Source organism: Paraburkholderia kururiensis (assembly GCF_034424375.1).
Taxonomy (GTDB): domain Bacteria; phylum Pseudomonadota; class Gammaproteobacteria; order Burkholderiales; family Burkholderiaceae; genus Paraburkholderia; species Paraburkholderia kururiensis_A.
In genome coordinates, this window is record NZ_CP139965.1 from 5,340,351 (window position 1) to 5,358,181 (window position 17,831).

At 65.2% G+C, this 17,831-nt stretch carries 14 protein-coding genes and 1 pseudogene; 7 read left to right on the forward strand and 8 right to left on the reverse strand.

Annotated elements, in window-relative coordinates; translation table 11 throughout:
* Positions 1-16 precede the first annotated feature (16 nt).
* Both gluQRS and U0042_RS23965 read right to left on the reverse strand, forming a co-directional pair.
* On the reverse strand, positions 17-928 hold the full coding sequence (gene gluQRS, locus U0042_RS23960; RefSeq protein ID WP_114813604.1) for a tRNA glutamyl-Q(34) synthetase GluQRS: 912 nt from the start codon (positions 926-928) through the stop codon (positions 17-19).
* Between the two features lie 97 nt (positions 929-1,025).
* The gene (locus tag U0042_RS23965) at positions 1,026-1,937 is read right to left on the reverse strand and encodes a sulfurtransferase (RefSeq protein ID WP_114813602.1); all 912 of its coding nucleotides are present in this window, start codon (positions 1,935-1,937) and stop codon (positions 1,026-1,028) included.
* Between the two features lie 262 nt (positions 1,938-2,199).
* Here U0042_RS23965 and dnaE point away from each other — a divergent pair, with 262 nt between their 5' ends.
* Complete coding sequence (gene dnaE / locus U0042_RS23970; protein WP_114813600.1) at positions 2,200-5,820, forward strand: DNA polymerase III subunit alpha; 3,621 nt, start codon at positions 2,200-2,202, stop codon at positions 5,818-5,820.
* On the opposite strand, the gene U0042_RS23975 is transcribed toward dnaE, so the two are convergent.
* Positions 5,814-6,617 (reverse strand): glycosyltransferase family 2 protein, encoded by an 804-nt coding sequence (locus U0042_RS23975; RefSeq protein WP_114813598.1) that lies wholly within the window; start codon positions 6,615-6,617, stop codon positions 5,814-5,816. The genes dnaE and U0042_RS23975 overlap by 7 nt on opposite strands.
* Positions 6,618-6,867: 250 nt before the next feature.
* Between U0042_RS23975 and msbA the strand changes: the two genes are divergently transcribed.
* Together msbA and U0042_RS23985 are read left to right on the forward strand one after the other, a co-directional pair.
* The gene (gene msbA / locus U0042_RS23980; protein ID WP_114813596.1) at positions 6,868-8,655 is read left to right on the forward strand and encodes a lipid A export permease/ATP-binding protein MsbA; all 1,788 of its coding nucleotides are present in this window, start codon (positions 6,868-6,870) and stop codon (positions 8,653-8,655) included.
* Between the two features lie 165 nt (positions 8,656-8,820).
* Complete coding sequence (locus U0042_RS23985) at positions 8,821-9,849, forward strand: glycosyltransferase family 2 protein (protein ID WP_232833492.1); 1,029 nt, start codon at positions 8,821-8,823, stop codon at positions 9,847-9,849.
* 11 nt (positions 9,850-9,860) lie between these two features.
* Here U0042_RS23985 and U0042_RS23990 read toward each other — a convergent pair whose 3' ends face one another.
* Positions 9,861-10,892: a glycosyltransferase family 2 protein gene (locus U0042_RS23990; RefSeq protein ID WP_114813592.1), complete on the reverse strand. Its 1,032-nt coding sequence runs from the start codon at positions 10,890-10,892 to the stop codon at positions 9,861-9,863.
* Positions 10,893-11,056: 164 nt separating this feature from the next.
* Between U0042_RS23990 and U0042_RS23995 the strand changes: the two genes are divergently transcribed.
* Positions 11,057-12,172 carry a glycosyltransferase gene (locus U0042_RS23995; RefSeq protein ID WP_114813590.1) on the forward strand — a complete coding sequence of 372 codons (1,116 nt, stop codon included), beginning with the start codon at positions 11,057-11,059 and terminating at the stop codon, positions 12,170-12,172.
* An 11-nt stretch (positions 12,173-12,183) separates the two neighbouring features.
* Here U0042_RS23995 and U0042_RS24000 read toward each other — a convergent pair whose 3' ends face one another.
* The gene (locus U0042_RS24000) at positions 12,184-13,434 is read right to left on the reverse strand and encodes an O-antigen ligase family protein (RefSeq protein WP_114813588.1); all 1,251 of its coding nucleotides are present in this window, start codon (positions 13,432-13,434) and stop codon (positions 12,184-12,186) included.
* A gap of 282 nt (positions 13,435-13,716) precedes the next feature.
* Here U0042_RS24000 and U0042_RS24005 point away from each other — a divergent pair, with 282 nt between their 5' ends.
* Entirely contained in the window at positions 13,717-14,559 is an 843-nt protein-coding gene (locus tag U0042_RS24005) for a glycosyltransferase family 2 protein (RefSeq protein WP_114813586.1), read from the forward strand.
* Between the two features lie 30 nt (positions 14,560-14,589).
* On the opposite strand, the gene U0042_RS24010 is transcribed toward U0042_RS24005, so the two are convergent.
* The 3 genes and pseudogenes from U0042_RS24010 to U0042_RS24020 form a co-directional block, all read right to left on the reverse strand.
* Positions 14,590-14,919 carry a hypothetical protein gene (locus U0042_RS24010; RefSeq protein WP_114813584.1) on the reverse strand — a complete coding sequence of 110 codons (330 nt, stop codon included), beginning with the start codon at positions 14,917-14,919 and terminating at the stop codon, positions 14,590-14,592.
* A gap of 56 nt (positions 14,920-14,975) precedes the next feature.
* Positions 14,976-15,134, reverse strand: coding sequence for a hypothetical protein (locus U0042_RS24015; RefSeq protein WP_198665375.1), 159 nt, complete (start codon positions 15,132-15,134; stop codon positions 14,976-14,978).
* Positions 15,135-15,260: 126 nt separating this feature from the next.
* Positions 15,261-15,419 (reverse strand): annotated as a pseudogene (locus tag U0042_RS24020) (carboxymuconolactone decarboxylase family protein); the annotation flags it as partial.
* A gap of 370 nt (positions 15,420-15,789) precedes the next feature.
* Between U0042_RS24020 and U0042_RS24025 the strand changes: the two are divergent.
* Together U0042_RS24025 and U0042_RS24030 are read left to right on the forward strand one after the other, a co-directional pair.
* The gene (locus U0042_RS24025; RefSeq protein WP_114813582.1) at positions 15,790-17,244 is read left to right on the forward strand and encodes an amidase family protein; all 1,455 of its coding nucleotides are present in this window, start codon (positions 15,790-15,792) and stop codon (positions 17,242-17,244) included.
* 66 nt (positions 17,245-17,310) lie between these two features.
* The gene (locus U0042_RS24030; RefSeq protein ID WP_114813580.1) at positions 17,311-17,802 is read left to right on the forward strand and encodes a DUF302 domain-containing protein; all 492 of its coding nucleotides are present in this window, start codon (positions 17,311-17,313) and stop codon (positions 17,800-17,802) included.
* Positions 17,803-17,831: the final 29 nt, after the last annotated feature.

Below are 17,831 nucleotides of genomic sequence, written 5' to 3' on the forward strand. Positions count from 1 at the left end.
CGGTCGCCGCGCGTCGTCATGAGATTTTCATCAGCCGGGCCCACGCCGCCGTGGCGCCGGCCAGAAACGCCGCTGTCGACGCATAGCGCGTCTCGTCCAGATCCAGTCCCAGATGGTTTGCCGCGGCGTGCAGTGCGTCGAGCGGCCGGCTCGCGTCCAGCGCGGTGGCGCCCGTTTGCTTGCTCAGCTTTTCGCCTTCGTCGTTCGTCACCACCGGCACGTGCAGATACGCAGGCGTCGGCACGCCGAGGCATCGCTGCAGGTAAATCTGCCGCGCCGTGGAGTCGAGCAGGTCGGCGCCGCGCACGATGTGCGTGATGCCCGCGTCGGCGTCGTCCACCACCACCGCGAGCTGATAGGCCCATTGCCCGTCCGCGCGCAGCAGCACGAAGTCGCCGACTTCCGTTGCCAGATTCTGCGTCTGCAGCCCTTGCCAGCGATCCACGAACGAGATGGCGGCGGGGTCGTCGGGCGCACTCGTTCCATTCGCAGGTGCACTGTCCGGCACGCGCAAACGCCACGCGCGCGGGGTCTTGCCGTGCAAGCCGTCGCGGCAGGTGCCGGGGTAGATCAGCGTGGTGTGACGCGTGTGGGCATGCAACTGCGAGTCCGCGATTTCCTTGCGCGTGCAGCCGCACGGGTAGACGAGCCCGGCGGCCTGCAACCGGTCGAACGCCTGCTGGTAGCGCTCTGTACGCTGGCTTTGCCAGACGGGCGGTTCGTCGGCGTGCATGCCGAATTGCGCGAGCGTCTCAAGGATGCCGGCGGCCGCGCCCGGCACGGTGCGCGGCGCGTCCACGTCTTCGATGCGCACGAGCCAGGTGCCGCCGTGCGCGCGCGCATCCGCCCAGCTCGCGAGCGCCGCGACGAGCGAGCCGAAGTGTAACGGCCCGGTGGGCGACGGGGCGAAGCGGCCGCGGTAGGGCATGGTGCGGGCCGCTGTGGTGGATTGTGGGTGGGTGCTCAACGCGCGGAAGGAGCTTGGCGGCTTAACGGACTCGACCAGCCAGGCGGGCTCGGCAGGCTCAAGCAGCCTGCGAACGCTCGCCGGCAGTCGCCGCCGTGTGCGCCCCGGCTTGAGCGCCGCCGTTGGCGCGCGCCGGATGGCAAGCGGGACAGCTCTTGCCCGGCGTATAGAGCGGCGAGCGCTGGTCTTCGGGGCTCACCACCGTGCGGCACGCGAAGCATTGCGCGATGTCCGTGGGCTTGAGCGCCGGGTCGAGCGCCGTGCGATGGTCGAACACGAAGCAGGCTCCGTGATAGTGCGCGCCGCCCACTTCCTCGAAGTACTTGAGGATGCCGCCTTCCAGCTGATAGACGTGCTCGATGCCCACTTCCTTCATGTGGATCGCGGCTTTCTCGCAGCGGATGCCGCCCGTGCAGAACGACACGACGGTCTTGCCTTCCAGGTCGGCGCGATGCGCCTCGATCACGGCGGGGAATTCGCTGAATTTCGCGATGCGGTAGTCGAGTGCGTCGTCGAACGTGCCGACGTCCACTTCGAACGCGTTGCGCGTGTCGAGCATCACGACCGGCCGGCCTTCGTCGTCGTGGCCGCGATCGAGCCACGCCTTCAGCGTGCGGGCGTCCACGGCGGGCGCGCGACCCAGCTCGGGCTGGATCGCCGGCTTCTTCATGGTGATGATCTCGCGCTTGAGGCGCACGAGCATGCGGTTGAACGGGCGGTCCTCCGAAAGGCTTTCCTTGAATTGCAGGCCCGCGAACTTGCCTTCGAAGAGCGGATCGTGGCGAAGGTAGTCCATGAACGCGCGCGCGTTGTCGGGCGTGCCCGCGACGAACAGGTTGATGCCTTCGGGCGCGAGCAGGATGGTGCCGCGCAGGTCGAGCGCCTTGCAGCGGTCGAGCATGAGCGGGCGCCATTCGGCGGTCTTGTCGAGCGTGACGAAGTGATAGGAAGCGAGATTCAGGATAGACATGGCGTTCTGCGATATGACAGGCCCGCGCGATGGTGCGGCGGCGATGTTGCCGTGATGTTGCCCCGACGTAGCCGTGATGGCGTGACGGCCGCGACGTGCCGCTGGCGCGAGCGCAAACCGCTATTATCCCTCAACTGCGAAGGGGCTCTGCTGCATCGCCGTAGAGGCTCTCGCAGCCTCTCGCGAGACAGTCCCGGCGCGCGGTTTTTCGCCCCGGCGACCCGCCCAAATTAGCCGAAGGCGGCAGGCGCCCGGTTGTACAATGTCGCGCATGTCAGATCCCCGCTTCGTTCACCTCCGCGTCCACTCGGAATTCTCGATTGCCGACGGCATCGTGCGCCTCGACGACATCGTCGCGGCGGCGGCCAAAGACGGTCAGGGCGCACTCGCACTCACCGATCTCGGCAACGCATTCGGTCTTGTTCGTTTCTACAAGGAAGCCCGCGGCAAAGGGGTCAAACCCATTGCCGGCTGCGACGTCTGGATCACGAATCCGGACGACCGCGACAAGCCTTCGCGCCTCTTGCTGCTCGTAAAAGACCGGCGCGGTTACCTGAATCTTTGCGAGCTGCTCACGAAAGCGTGGCTCACGAACCAGTACCGTGGCCGCGCCGAAGTGGATGCGGCGTGGCTCGACGGCGGGCTTGCCGAAGGACTGCTTGCGCTGTCGGGCGCGCAGCACGGCGACATCGGGCTTGCGCTCGCCGCCGGCAACGAGGAAGCGGCGAAGCGGCATGCCGAGCGCTGGGCGAAGGTCTTTCCGAACGGCTTCTACATCGAACTGCAACGCGGCGGCCATCCCGGTGCCGAAGCGTACGTGCAGCAGGCGGTGGCGCTCGCGGTGCAACTGAAGCTGCCGGTGGTCGCCACGCACGCCGTGCAGTTCATGACGCCCGACGACTTCACGGCACACGAAGCGCGCGTCTGTATTTCGGAAGGCGACATCCTCGCGAATCCGCGCCGCCCGAAACGCTTCACCACCGAGCAGTACTTTCGCACCCAGGACGAGATGGCGGCGCTCTTCGCCGACATTCCGTCCGCGCTCGCCAACACCGTCGAAATCGCGAAGCGCTGCAACCTCACGCTCGAACTCGGCAAGCCGAAGCTGCCGCTCTTTCCGACGCCCGACGGTCTCTCGCTCGACGACTACCTCGTGCAGCTTTCGAAGGAAGGGCTCGAGAAGCGTCTCGTGCAGCTCTATCCGAACGAGGCCGAGCGCGAGCAGGAACGCGAGCGCTACTACCAGCGGCTCGATTTCGAGTGCGGAACCATCATCAAGATGGGCTTTCCGGGCTACTTCCTGATTGTTGCGGACTTCATCAACTGGGCCAAGAACAACGGCGTGCCGGTGGGGCCGGGCCGGGGTTCCGGCGCGGGTTCGCTCGTCGCTTACGCGCTCGGTATTACCGACCTCGATCCGCTGCGCTACAACCTGCTGTTCGAACGCTTCCTGAACCCGGAACGCGTGTCGATGCCCGACTTCGACATCGACTTCTGCCAGCACGGCCGCGACCGCGTGATCCAGTACGTGAAGGAAAAATACGGCGCGGACGCCGTCTCGCAGATCGCCACCTTCGGCACCATGGCGGCGAAGGCCGCGGTGCGCGACATCGGCCGCGTGCTCGACCTCGGCTACAACTTCACGGACGGCGTGGCGAAGCTCATTCCGTTCAAGCCCGGCAAGCACGTCACGATTGCCGACGCGATGAAGGAAGAGCCGCTCCTCCAGGAGCGCAACGACAACGAAGACGAAGTGCGCCAGCTGCTCGAACTCGCGCAGCGCGTCGAAGGCCTCACGCGTAACGTCGGCATGCACGCGGGCGGCGTGCTGATTGCGCCGGGCAAGCTCACCGACTTCTGTCCGCTCTACACGCAGGGCGATGAAAGCGGCGTGGTGAGCCAGTACGACAAGGACGACGTGGAAGCCGTCGGCCTCGTGAAGTTCGACTTTCTGGGCCTCACGACGCTGACCATTCTCGACTGGGCGGAGCGCTACATCCGCCGGCTCGATCCGTCAAAGCAGAACTGGTCGCTCGCGCAGGTGCCGCTCGACGACCCCGCGTCGTTCTCGATCCTCAAGAAGGCCAACACGGTTGCCGTGTTCCAGCTGGAAAGTCGCGGCATGCAGGGCATGCTGAAAGACGCCCAGCCCGACCGCTTCGAAGACATCATCGCGCTCGTGGCGCTGTACCGTCCCGGCCCGATGGACCTGATCCCCAGCTTCTGCGCGCGCAAGCACGGCCGCGAGATGGTGGAGTACCCGGACCCGCGCGTCGAGCCCGTCCTGAAAGAGACCTACGGGATCATGGTCTATCAGGAGCAGGTGATGCAGATGGCGCAGATCATCGGCGGCTACTCGCTCGGTGGCGCCGACCTGCTGCGTCGCGCGATGGGCAAGAAGAAGCCCGAAGAGATGGCGCAGCACCGCGAAATTTTCGCGGAGGGTGCGGCGAAGAACGGTCTCTCGCGCGAGAAGTCCGACGAAATCTTCGACTTGATGGAGAAGTTCGCGGGCTACGGCTTCAACAAGTCGCACGCCGCGGCCTACGCGCTGCTCGCGTACTACACCGCGTGGCTGAAGGCGCACCATCCCGCCGAATTCATGGCGGCCAACATGTCGCTCGCGATGGACGACACGGACAAGGTCAAGATCCTGTTCGAAGACTGCATCGCCAACGGCATGACGGTATTGCCGCCCGATGTCAACCACTCGGCCTATCGCTTCGAGCCGGTGGGCGAGCCCGACGGCAAGCGCGCGAAGACCATCCGCTACGGCCTCGGCGCCATCAAGGGCAGCGGCCAGAACGCAATCGAGGAAATTCTGCGGGCGCGCGAAGACGGTCCCTTCACCGACCTGTTCGACTTCTGCGCGCGCGTCGATCGCCGCATCGTCAATCGCCGCACCGTGGAGGCCATGATTCGCGCCGGCGCGTTCGATGAGCTGCACGCCAATCGCGCGCAGCTCATCGCGTCGGTGCCGCTCGCCATGGAAGCGGCCGAGCAGGCCGCCGCGAATGCCTTGCAGGCTGGCCTCTTCGACATGGGCGACGCCCCATCGCAAGGCCACGAACTCGTGGACGAGCCGGCGTGGCCCGAAAAGCGCAAGCTCCAGGAAGAGAAGGGCGCGCTGGGCTTCTATCTGTCCGGCCACCTCTTCGATGCCTACAAGGACGAGGTGCGCCGCTTCGTGCGGCTCAAGATCGGTGAACTGAAAGAGGGTCGCGACCGGCTGATTGCGGGCGTGATCGCGTCGCTGCGCACGCAGATGACCCAGCGCGGCAAGATGCTGATCGCGCTGCTGGACGACGGCACGGGCCAGTGCGAAGTGACGGTGTTCAACGAGCAGTTCGAGGCGCACAAGCACCTGTTCAAGGAAGACGAGCTGCTCGTCGTGCAAGGCCAGGCGCGCAACGACGCGTTCACGGGCGGCATCCGCTTCACGGCGGAGACGGTGATGGACCTGGAGCGCGCGCGCAGCCGCTATGCCCAGGCCGTGAAGGTGCAGATGAACGGCAATGCCGACGCGCTCGCGCTGCGTCGCGTGCTGGAGGCGCATTGCGCCCGTGCCGACGAGGCGCAGGCCGCGGCTGTGCTGGCATCGGCCCCCGCGGGCAGGGCCGGCAACGGCGGGCCGGGCCGCAATGGCGCGAACGGCGGAAGTTATGGAGGGAACGGTGGTGGCTACGGCGGCAACGGCGGCGGCCATTCCCGCGGAGCGCCTGCGCCCATTCCCAATGGTCTTGCCGTGCAGATCGTCTATCGCAGCGACAACGCCGAAGGCGAAGTGCGCCTCGGCGACGCGTGGCGCGTGAAGCCCACCGACGAACTGCTCGCGGCGCTGCGCGGCGAGTTCGCGGGAAGCTCGATCGAAATCGTTTATTGAGCGGTCTTGCCGGCGTCCTGCGGGGTGCGCTGGCGGTCCGCTTCGTCCAGATCGCCCAGATGGGCGAGCTTCAGGAAGCGGTAATAGACCGTTTCCGCGTTGAAGACGGCGATCATGAAACCCGCGCGGCCGTCCAGAAACCCTCGCCGCAAAATCCAGGTGCGCACGAAAGCCCACAGGCCGCGCGCCACCGCCTTGCCGAAGCTGCCCCGCTGCCCGGCCGCGTGCCGCTGCGCTGCACCCGCGCTCGAATAGGCGTCGAGCTTGCGCAGCACGCTCTCGAAGTCTTCGTACGAGTAGTGCAGCAACTGGCCGTCGAGTCGCTGCGCCGCGCCCTCGAAGACGAGGCGCTCGTGCACGAGGTCGCTCGAAAAGCGCGCGGTGCTGCGCCGGAACAGGCGGGGAATCCAGTCCGGATACCAGCCGCTGTGGCGCACCCATTGGCCGCAGAAGCTCGATAGCCGGTCGATTTCGTAGACGTCCGCGCGTGGCTGGCTGATGGCGGCGCGTATCGAGGCGGCCAGTTGCGGCGAGACGATTTCGTCGGCGTCGATGGAGAGCACCCAGTCCGTGGCGAGTGCGTCGAGCGCGCGGTTCTTTTGCGGGCCGAAGCCGGGCCAGTCGCGATGCTCGATGACGCGAGCGCCGTGGACGCGGGCAATGTCGAGCGTGGCGTCGGTGCTGCCGCTGTCCACCACGACGATCTCGTCGGCGAAGGCCACGGCGGCAAGGCACTCCGCGAGCCGCGCGGCGGCATTGCGGGTGATGATGGCGACCCCGAGCGTGGGCTGGTTCATGCGTGAGTGGCGGGCGGTAGAGGTGACTGGGATGGCGTCGGAAAAGCTCGCGGAAGTATACACAGCGCGCGCGGCCGGCCCGCCCGCACTATCGAACCCATGCCGTAACGCGCCCGGCACGCGAGCAAGCGAATGTAATCGGCCCGCTGTGCGGTGCCTCGTGGCCGGCGGTTTACAATGCTGGTCTTTCCGATCGGTCCGCGGCGCGGTTGCCCCGGACGTCTGTTTTTCCGTATTTCCCGAGGAACTCTTGAGCGCGAAGCCCACGTTAAGCAAGCCCATAGGCGGTTCCGGCGACGCTTCTTCGCCCGTCGTCGTGTTGCGGCGGTTGCTGCCGTACCTGAAGCCGTTGTGGTGGGTATTGATTGCCGGCATCGCGGCCATGGCCGTCAGCTCGGCCACCGACGCCGGCATTCCCGCACTCTTGAAGCCGCTGCTCGACCGCGGCTTCGGCGCCAAGGGCGACCCCAGCGCGAAGTGGTACGTCCCGCTTGCCGTGATCGGCCTCGCGTTCGTGCGCGGGGTGTCGCAGTACGCGTCCGGTTATCTGCTGCAGTACGTATCGAACCGCATCCTGCTCGAACTACGCATGAAGATGTTCGACCGGATGATTCACACGAGCGTCGCGTTCTTCCAGCGTGAGACAGCGAGCACGGTTATCAATGCCATCGTGTTCGAGGTCAACCAGATCCTCAACGTGCTGGTGAGCGTGATGGTGACGCTCGTGCGCGACTCGCTCACTGTGCTGTTCCTGCTCGCGTACCTGTTCTATCTCAACTGGCGCCTGACGCTGATCGTGGCCGTGCTGCTGCCGGGCATCGGGTGGCTGGTGGGCAAGATCAACCGGCGCTTGCGGCGCCTGAACCGCGAGCACCAGGCGCTCACCAACGAGCTGTCGTACATCGTCGAAGAGACCGTGGGCGGCTACAAGGTCGTGAAGGTGCACAACGGCGAGCGGTACGAAATCGACCGCTTCAACGCGCTGAGCCGCCGGCTGCGCGGCTATTCGATGCGGATGACCGTCTCCGGCGGCCTCGCGCAGCCGCTCACGCAGTTCCTGTCGTCCATTGCGCTCGCGGTGGTCATCACGATCGCCGTGGTGCAGTCGTCACATGATCAGACCACGGTGGGCGGCTTCGTGGCGTTCGTCACGTCGATGCTGCTGATCATTTCGCCGCTCAAGCATCTGATGGACGTGAACCAGCCGTTGCAACGCGGCATGACCGCGGCGGAGCTGATCTTCGGCCTGATCGACGAGCCGCCCGAGCCCGAAGGCGGCGGGCGGCCTCTCGAACGCGCGACCGGCGAGATCGAGTTTCGCGACGTGTCGTTCACCTACGGTCTTGCCGGTCAGCCGACGCTCGACCGCGTGTCGTTCAAGGTGGCGCCCGGCGAGATGGTGGCGCTGGCGGGGCCGTCGGGCAGCGGCAAGACCACGCTCGTGAACCTGCTGCCGCGCTTTTTCGACCCGACCGGCGGCGAGATTCTCGTGGACGGCGTCGCGCTGCCCGACTACAACGTGCACGGGCTGCGCAGCCAGATCGCGATGGTGAGCCAGGACGTGACGCTCTTCAACGACACGATCGCGAGCAACGTGGCGTACGGCGAGACGCCGGACCGCGAGCGCGTGGCCGCAGCGCTGAAGGCGGCGAACCTGTGGGACACCGTGACGGCGATGCCGGACGGCATCGATACGCTCGTGGGCGACAACGGCATGCGGCTTTCTGGCGGACAGCGGCAGCGCCTCGCCATCGCGCGGGCTATCTACAAGGACGCGCCGATCCTGATTCTGGACGAGGCCACGTCGGCGCTGGACTCCGAATCGGAGCGCCACGTGCAGGCGGCGCTGGAAACGCTGATGCGCGGACGCACGACGCTCGTGATCGCCCACCGGCTCTCCACCATCGAGCGCGCCGACCGGATTCTCGTGATGGAAGCGGGCCGCATCGTCGAGCGCGGCAGCCACCAGCAACTGCTCGCGCAGGACGGGCTTTACGCGCATTTGCATCGGATTCAGTTTCAGCAGGCGGGGGTGTAGAGGGTCAGGGAGGAGCTCCCGTGGCCTCTCCGTCTGCGGTGAAGTGCGCCGGCGCCACACTCGGGCGCCGGGATTGTAACGAATTGTTGCAATTTTCGAATCCGTCCCTCATGCTGCGCGCTGGTTTGTGCAACGATGCGGCGCGAGAGGCCGCAGTTCCCCGGCATGCTCGCTCACACCCGCTTCCCGCTCGTTTCAGTCGCGCTCGCAACCTATAACGGCACGCCGCATTTGCGCGACTTCCTGGCCTCGCTCGAAGCCCAGACCTGGCCCAATCTCGAAGTCGTCGTCTCCGACGACGATTCCACTGACGGAACACCCGATCTGCTCCGGTCCTACCGTGGCCCGCTCCGTGTGCGCGTGGTGGCGGCTGGCGAGCGCGTAGGCATTGCGCGCAACTTCGAGCGGGCGATGGCGGGCTGCGAAGGCGAGTTCATCACGCTCGCAGACCAGGACGACGTCTGGGCGCCGGAGAAGATCGCAGACGCCGTGGCGGCTCTGCAAGCCGTGGCCGCGCGGCGCGGCCCGGACACTCCCGCGCTGGCCTTCTGCGACATCGAACTGGTCGATGCACGTCTCGCCTGTCTGTCGAAGTCGCTGTTCCACGTTACGACGAAGTCGCCGGACGCCGCGCGGCTGCGGGACTTCCTGCTGAGCAACCACATTCCCGGCTGTTCCATGCTGCTGAACCGGGCGGCGGTCGAGCGTGCCTTGCCGCTGCCGCCTCAGGTCGTGATGCACGACTGGTGGCTCGCAATGGTGGCGGCTGCGTTCGGCGAGATCGTGCACGTCGCCCGCCCCCATCTGAAGTATCGGCAGCATGAGGGCAACGCGGTGGGGGCGGCGGCCACGGGCAGTTGCCAGGCCGTTCGCGACCCGGCTCTTGCGGCGCTCTCGCCAGGCGAACGCCGCGAGCGCGGCCGTTGCCGGCAGATCAACGGCGTGGCGGCGCAGTTGCAAGCATTCGCTTCCCGCTTCGGCGACGAACTGCCGCCGCGCGCTCAAGCCGACATGGCCGCGCTTTCGCAGGGCCTTGCGAGCACGGCGGGTGCATTGTGGTTCGTCGCCAACACGCACACCGGCGAAACCTTCATACGTTCCCTCAAGATGCTGCGCCGCCTGCGGCTCAGTGTGCTGCGCTTCGGCATGGAGGCCGGCGGCAGACGGACTGCTGGCAAATTGTTCCGCGTCTGAGCCGGGCGTCGCTATCCCTTTCGGAATGTCCGCTTGGCCCAGAGGAGCGGGGCGTAGATCGCCGGGCACGTGGTATGAAGCAGCATCCTGAACCGCAACCCCCACTTGACGTCCCGTTTGCCAAAGACCAGCCGCAGGCGTTCGCCGATCCCCCGCGCGTCGAACATCGCGCGAATGAACTGCTCGCGGGCGACCTTGGGCGCCAGGGCGCGCCGCATCCGGTCGCCAAGACCTGCCACTTCCGCGTCTCGCTGTAACTGCGCCGCCTCCGATAGCGCGAAGCGGTTGCTCTGCTGCACGCGGGCCAGCATCTCGGCCACCGACCGGTAGCGCCGCTTGCCCGACAGGCCGCCGCGCCGGTAGCGCACGAGCGGCTCGTGCAGGCTCATTGCTCCGCCCGTAACGATGGCGCGGAACGTCATGATCTGGTCCTCGGCGGCCGTGCCCGGCAGCATTGGGCCGAAGCGCTCGAAGAGCCGCCGCGACCACGTGTGCGCCGCGCCCACCAGAAACGGCCGCTTCTCGAACCAGTCGTCGATCCGGTAGCGGCTAAGGTCGTCGGGCATGATGAGTTCGCGTGCGTCGCCGGTGTGGTCGATGCTCGTCAGGTCTGTCGCGATCAGATCCGGCTGGCGGCCGTGCGCGAGCCAGAACTGCACCACGCGCTCGCAGCGGTCCGGCGCGGAGAGATCGTCGCCGGCTGCAACGAACAGCAGCTCGCCGTGCGCCATGCCGGCAAGACGCGAAAGGTGGGCGCTGATGCCTTCGTTGGCGGCATTGCGGCGCGTGATGACGCGATGTGGACCGGTGTAGCCGCGCACGGCCGCTTCGATGGCGGCATACGTGCCGTCGCGCGAGCAGTCGTCGGAAATGATGATCTCGGTCGGTTGCCAGGTTTGTGCCAGCACGCTGCGTACGGCGTCGCCGATCACGCGCTCCTGGTTGTAGGCAATCAGCAGGACGGAGACGAGCGGGCGGGCGGCGGATGCTGCCGTGCCGGCGTCCTGGGTTGCGGCGGCGGACGATGCCTCAGGTGTGTTCATGAGCAGGTGTCGAAAGTCGAACCGGCAGATTCTAATGGGTTGGGCATCTCGCCGTTCCATTACAATCGCGCTGATTCGCCGCAACGGCTGTGCGTGACCATCCCATCCATCCTACCGAGATGTCGTTCTTGCCAGATTCGCCGACCCCTCCCAGCCCCGCTTCCATGGTGCAGGCGCGCAATGCCTCCTTGCCGCTTGTCGACATCGCGCTCACGGCGCAGGCGTTGAAAGCGAGCGGCGGAGCGGAGCGCTACACGCGCGACGTCATCGCAGGATTTCATCGCATGGGACTGCGGCCCACGCTCTACGCACGCGAGATCGACATGTCGATGGAGGAGGCGGGCTGGATCGACGCCCAGCCGTTGAACGTGCGCTGGGCGCCGCGCAAGCTGCGCAATCTGGCGTTCAACTGGAGGCTCGGACGGCGACTGCGACAACACCGGCCGCAGTGCCTGTTCGCAATTAACCATTCGCCGTTTGCCGACGTGGCGCTGTGCGGCGGCACCCACCCGGGCTCGCTGGAAGCGGCAGGACGCCGCGAGCGGCGCAGCGACCGCTGGCAGATCGAACTGGAGCGGCGCACCTATACCAACGCGCGGGCCATCGTGGCTCACTCGAAACTGATGGGCCGCGAGTTGCAGCGGTTCTATGGCGTCGCGCCCGAAAAGATTTCGGTCATCTATCCGCCCGTCGATACCGACCGGTTCAAGCCGCTTTCGAACGACGAGCGCATGGAGGCGCGGCGCCGTTTCGGCTTGCCCGAAGACCGTGTGGTCTTCGTGTTTTCGTCTACGAGCCACGAGCGCAAAGGGTATGACCTGCTCGAGGCGTTCTTTGCCCAGACGACGCTGCCGGTGTGTCTCGCCGTGGCGGGACGTCCGGTGCCTCGCACGGGCGACACGATTCGCTACGTGGGCTACTGTCGCGATATCGAGAAGTTATTCGCGGCCGCCGATTACACCGTCGTGGCGTCAGCTTACGAACCCTTTGGCCTCGTGGGCGTGGAGTCGGTGATGTGCGGCACGCCGCTCGTTATCGCGGATAACGTGGGGTCGGCCGAGACCGTCGCACAGGGCGGAAAGATCGAGTTCTCGCGTAGCACGCCCGGCAGCTTCGAGCGCGCGATTCACGCGGCGATCGAACAGGTACGCGCAGGTCATGCGCGTCTCGAACGTCCGGTGGAGAGCCTCGCGTATGACCCGGGCGTCGATGCACACGTGGCCGAACTTTATCGCCTGATGTTGGCGGTATGCGCCGCGGACGGCGAGGGCGTCAATTGACGTCTGATTGCTCAGCCGGCCGAGGCAATCTCCCGGCCGCGTGCTTCGATCATGGCGAGCAGTGCCGCGGTGAGCAACGCAAGTAGAACGGTCACCATGATGGGCACGAGCACGTCGATCGTGAGCCCGAAGATGATGGTGCTGAGCGACACCGCGAGCCCTGCATGGGCGGCTGCCCGGATGGTGGGGTCGGTAGCGCGGCGATGACGCCAGAAGTAGACCAGGGTGCCGAAATAGTAGAGCGCGAGGCACAGCACGCCGACCGTACCCATCTCCGCGAGCGTCGAGAAGAAGTCGCTGTGGGCGCGTTCGTTGACGATCTCGCTCTTCACTTCGCCGCGTTTGGCCATCTCGCCGAGCGCATCGACCAGCCGGCCTTTGCCTACGCCGTAGACCGGGTGCTGCGAGAAAATCCGTAGCGATGCCTGCCAGAGTTGCAGCCGCAAGCCGACTGATGTGTCGTCGTTGCCGCGCTGCATGAGTGTGACGTCGGTTGTGGCTTCGTCGAGGCGATGTCGCATGCGTTCGGTCGACAGCAGTGCCGCGGCGCAGGCCACCACCACCACCGTGGCGATCGAGAGCCTCTTCCAGTGAGCAAACCAGCCGTATTGCGCACCCAGCAGTACGACGAATATCGGCACGGCGAGCCAGCCGCCCCGTGTCCCCGAGAGGTAGGAAACGAAGCCGCCGGCCACGAGCGCGAGCAGCTTGATGGCGAGCGTGCGCCAGTCGCGCCTTGGGGCCCAGCCGAAAGTGAAAATGGAGAGGAAAGCGAGCAGCAGCGCGGTGTCTCCGAACGGAATCGCGTTCGTATAAGAATTGTTGAGGCGCGTTGCGTCGGTCCAGCCGCCGGGCGGGCGCGCCACGATGGCCCATACCGCAACGGCCAGCGCACCTGCGACGCAGCCCCAGCCCACGGCGCGCAGATGCCGCGGCGACATGCGGCACAGCATGAGGAACAGCGGCAGCGCCAGCGCGAAACGCGAAAGAGCGTCGAACTGCCGTGGCAGCCAGTAATGTTGGACCGCTTGCTGAAGCGCGATCGCGAGCATGAACACCAGCATGCTCGCCGTGTACCACGGGTACTTGCGCAGCGGTGCGAAATATTCGCGGGAATGCCGGTTCGCGAACGCGACGTACAGCGAGATCGCGACAAGGAGAAAGAAGCAGTAACCGGTGCCGCCACGCCAGACGAGATTCACCGCGGGGGCGAGAAACAGCAGGGCGCCGACAAGCCACACAAGGCGAGGCGATAAAGTCATAGGGACGAATCAGGGCGGCCACGCCGGCCGGTTGCGACATGAAGCGACGAGGGGCGTGGCGTCAATTTTGATATGCGAAGGCGAGCGGCATTATAACCGGCCCACCGTGAGCTACGGCACCCTGTAAGGGCCGGGAAGGTGATCAAGCGCCGCCGCCCCACGCCGCGGAGCTAAGTGCGGCCGACAGTGCGGGCAGTACGAGGAGTACGGGCGGGTACAATCGCACCTTCCGTGCGAGGCACTTGCCGCGGATGCGGCGCAACACAAGGATCCTCACTCCCGATGTTCTCCATCGTCATCCCCACCTGGAACAACCTGCCCTACCTGCAACTCGTGATCGAGAGCCTGCGGCGGCACTCCGCGCACGCGCACCAGATCATCGTTCACGTGAACGACGGGTCGGACGGCACGCTCGCCTGGGTGCGGGAGCAGGGCATCGAGCACACGGCGTCGCCCTCCAACATCGGCATCTGCCACGCCGTGAATCTTGCCGCGGCGCGTGCCGGAGAGAACTACATCGTCTACATGAACGACGACATGTACTGCTGCCCGGGTTGGGACGAGGCGCTTGCGCGTCGCATCGCGCAGATGCCGTCGGACCTCTTCCTGCTTTCCGGCACGATGATCGAGCCCGTCGATACGGGCAACCCATGCGTCGTGGTGCGCGACTTCGGCCGTGACGCCGCAAGCTTCGACGCGCGTGCCCTGGTGGAAGCCGCGCCTACGCTTGCACGCGCCGACTGGCGCGGCGCCACGTGGCCGCCGACACTCGTCCATCGCGACTGGTGGTTCAAAGTGGGCGGATACAGCAGCGAGTTGAGTCCGGGCATGAGCAGCGACAACGATTTCTCGATGAAGCTCTGGGACGCCGGATGCCGGATTTTCCTCGGTGTGGGCGACAGCCTCGTCTATCACTTCCAGCAGAAGAGCACGGGCAAGGTGGTCAAGAACGACGGACGCCGTCAGTTCCTGCACAAATGGGGCATGACGCAGGCCACCTTCGACCGCTTCTACCTGCGGCGCGGTCAGCCCGTGGAGGGCGCGGTGGCGGTGGACGAGCCGGCGCCGGGCGCGAAGCTGAGTCGCGCGCTCTTGAAGTCGCGTATCAAGCGTGCGTTGAGCTAGGCGATCCCTCTCTGACGATGGAGGAGCGGCTCACACCCCGCTCGTTACAAGCCCCAACACCGAAAGATCGGGATGCGTGCCCTCCACGATGCTGCGTCCCACATGCAGGCCTTCGTGCAGTGCATCATCGGCGCTGGCGAACGACTCTTCGCCGTCTGCGTGGAACGGCACCGTGTGGCCGGGCAGCGCCGGATCGGCGCCGGGATGGCAGACGTAGCCTTCATACGTGTATCGAGCGGGCGTCGCCGCGACGCCGGGCGCGGTCTTCTCGCCATCTTTTGGAACAGGGCACACGTGAATTTCGAAGCCCTCGTAGTCGGCCTGGTGCCAGGCCTCGCGGGCATGGGGTTGCTCGGACATGATCGCCTCCGTGGGGTGCGCCGTCGATTACCGTCGTTCGACCTGCATGCGACGGCTCAGTGGCGGTGCCGTTCGCGCTCCCACCAGCGGTGTCCTTCCATGCGGCTCAGCATCCGCTCCCGGTGAATATCGTGCCGGTACCGCGAGGTCAGCATGATGGCGACCAGCGCGAGTACCAGCAGTCCGACGACGACGCTTACCATCGACTCCGCCATGGCAGCCTCCGTAGTGTTCGACCCGATAGATCGATTCTAGGCGATGGAGCGGGACAAGCAGGGCGGCGCGACGCGGAGCGCGTTCGCTGCAGAGCAGAAGCGGCGCACCCGCGAGTCCACCGTTCCCAGCGCGGCCTGAGGCGTGTTCCGGAAGCTGATCGCCATGCGGTTATAGGCATTCATCATGCTGATGGCGATGGGCAGATCCACCAGCTCGCGTTCGTCGAATACGGCGGGGGCGGCCTCGTACGCCGCGTCCGGCACGCCGGTCTGCGCCACCCGCGTCCGGCACGCCGGTCTGCGCCACCCGCGTCACCTTGGTCGGCACGTAAATTTGGGCCCTTTTCCAGCGCATCCTCTTTCCCGAAGGCCGTTTCGAACTGACGCTGGACGCGTTCCCACGGGGCTCTGCTGAAGGCCTCTTTCACCCGTCCCGCTTCGGTTAAAGTTATTTAAGCATTCCTGAATATGCACAGGCAGCAATGCCGGTGTCCTCGCGACCATTCCCGCGGGACTGCCCTGCAACCTGGTCGGCGCTTGCGTTTGTCGGGTCTTTGAATTATGATCGCACTGTGAAATTACGATCATAATTCAAAACACCCCGAGGCCCCGGGGCGCCCGGCCAGTCATGAGGTTTCGATAGTGAGGCTATGTCATGCAGCAAAAAATTGAAGCGAACAGCACCGCCAAGACCGACGCGCTTGCGTCACTTGGCGTCGTCGCGGCAGTTGAGGCCATTCGCAAGGGCGAGGTTTCCTCGGAGTCGTATGCGAGCGCGTTGTTGCAGCGGGCTCGCGATCACGCGGATCTGAACTCGTTCGTTACGATCGACGAAGCGGCCGTGCTCGAAGCGGCGCGGAAAGCTGACAAAACGGTTGCGTCAGGAACGATTGCGCCGCTTCGCGGTGTGCCCGTTGCGATCAAAGACAGTTATCTTACGGAGGGACTTCGTTCAACCATTGGTCTCTCGATATTGGACAGTTTTGTGCCGGAGCACGACGCCGACGCGGTGCAGGCGATCAAAGATGGCGGCGGGATCATCTTCGGTAAAAACAATCTTGTCGAAATGTCCTTTGGTCTGACCGGCCATAACGAAGCCTATGGTCAAGCGAAGAACCCCCACAACACAAATCACGTCTCCGGCGGTTCGTCCGGCGGCGGCGGTGTCTCCGTTGCCGCCCGCCTCGTCCCGGCGGCGTTGGGCGGCGACACCATCGGCTCGATTCGTGTGCCGGCGTCCCTGTGTGGTGTGGTCGGCTTCAAGCCCACCACCGGCCGTTGGCCTCGCAGCGGCGTAGCGCCCATCTCCCACACTCTCGACACCACCGGGGTGTTTGCCCGAAATGTGGAAGACTGCATTTTGATAGATCGCGTCGTTACCCGCGACGAGACGCCCGACAGCCGTACTCATTCCGGCCTGAAAGGCGTCACGCTGGCCTGCGCGCCGCGTCAGTTTCTGGAACGAGTGGCGCCTGAAGTCGATGCGCGGTTCAAGGAAACTATTCGTCAACTGCGCGATGCCGGGGCGAATGTGGTGGAAGTCGATCTGGGAGAGGATTTCTCCGGCCGCGCATTAACCGCAACATGGAACATCTTTTTCCGTGAGGCGAAGGCGGCGGTCGAGAAATTTATCCGCCAGAATAATGTTCCTGCTACGTTCGATGCGATCCTGGATAGCCTGAAGCCGGGACTGAAAAATGTATGGACTCAATTCGTACTCCCTACCGGGCAAGGCTACATCTCCGATGAGGTCTATCGTCACGCGGTGTGGGTCGAACGCGCAGAAATCAAGCGTCGGTATGCTGAAGCATTTTCGAGTACGGGTGCCGAGGCACTGATTCTGCCCACTACGCCGTCCGTCGCACCGATGATCGGGCAGGAAGACAAGATCATGTTGGGTGGTCAGGAGACCAGCCAGCTGGTGCTCGCCAATAACACGATTCCCGCCAGTGCGGCAGGTCTTCCGGGAATCAGTCTTCCGATTGGAGCGTCCGATAAGGGGCTGCCGATCGGTCTAGAGTTAGACGGCCCCTTTGGTCGGGATCGGGCACTTCTGTATGTCGCCCGCCGCGTGGAAGCGGTGGTGGGCACGTTGCCAGCGCCTATCTGATCGTTGCGAAAAATAACGGTCACTAGTTCGCAGCCTGAGCGCGCTGCGCTACCTGAAGGAATGCAAATGTCTACGCCTGCTTACGAAACGACGACGATCGCCGTCGAGCACATCACCATTCGGTCCAATAATTCATTCGCCGCCGTCAAGACCAAACTGGAGCGCCTGGTGAGTCGCATTGACGATGGGATCTTTACCTTGTTGCGCTACGGCGAAACAGTACGTGCGCTGAAAGAGCTAGAGGCGCTGCCCGCGCTGTCGATTTTTGGATTCCGGGATCACGGGGCGTTGCTGGGAATCGCGGGTCCGCGCCGTCACGCCATTCAATATGACATCGGCAATCCGCTTACTGCGTCTAAAATGACGCGACACAATATTGCTGCGGGTCTCTATGCCCCAATCCGAGTCCTGCTGAGTGAAGACGGCGATGGTGCAGTGTCCTTCGAGTATGACCGCCCCGTGTCGACGTTTGGGCAGTTCAATAGCCCGGAGATCGACGCGGTTGCTGTGCAACTGGATAAAGACCTTCGTGCGGTGCTCGAAGAGGCTGTGTCGTGAACTGTTGGCGTGCGGGAGCAGGGAATTCA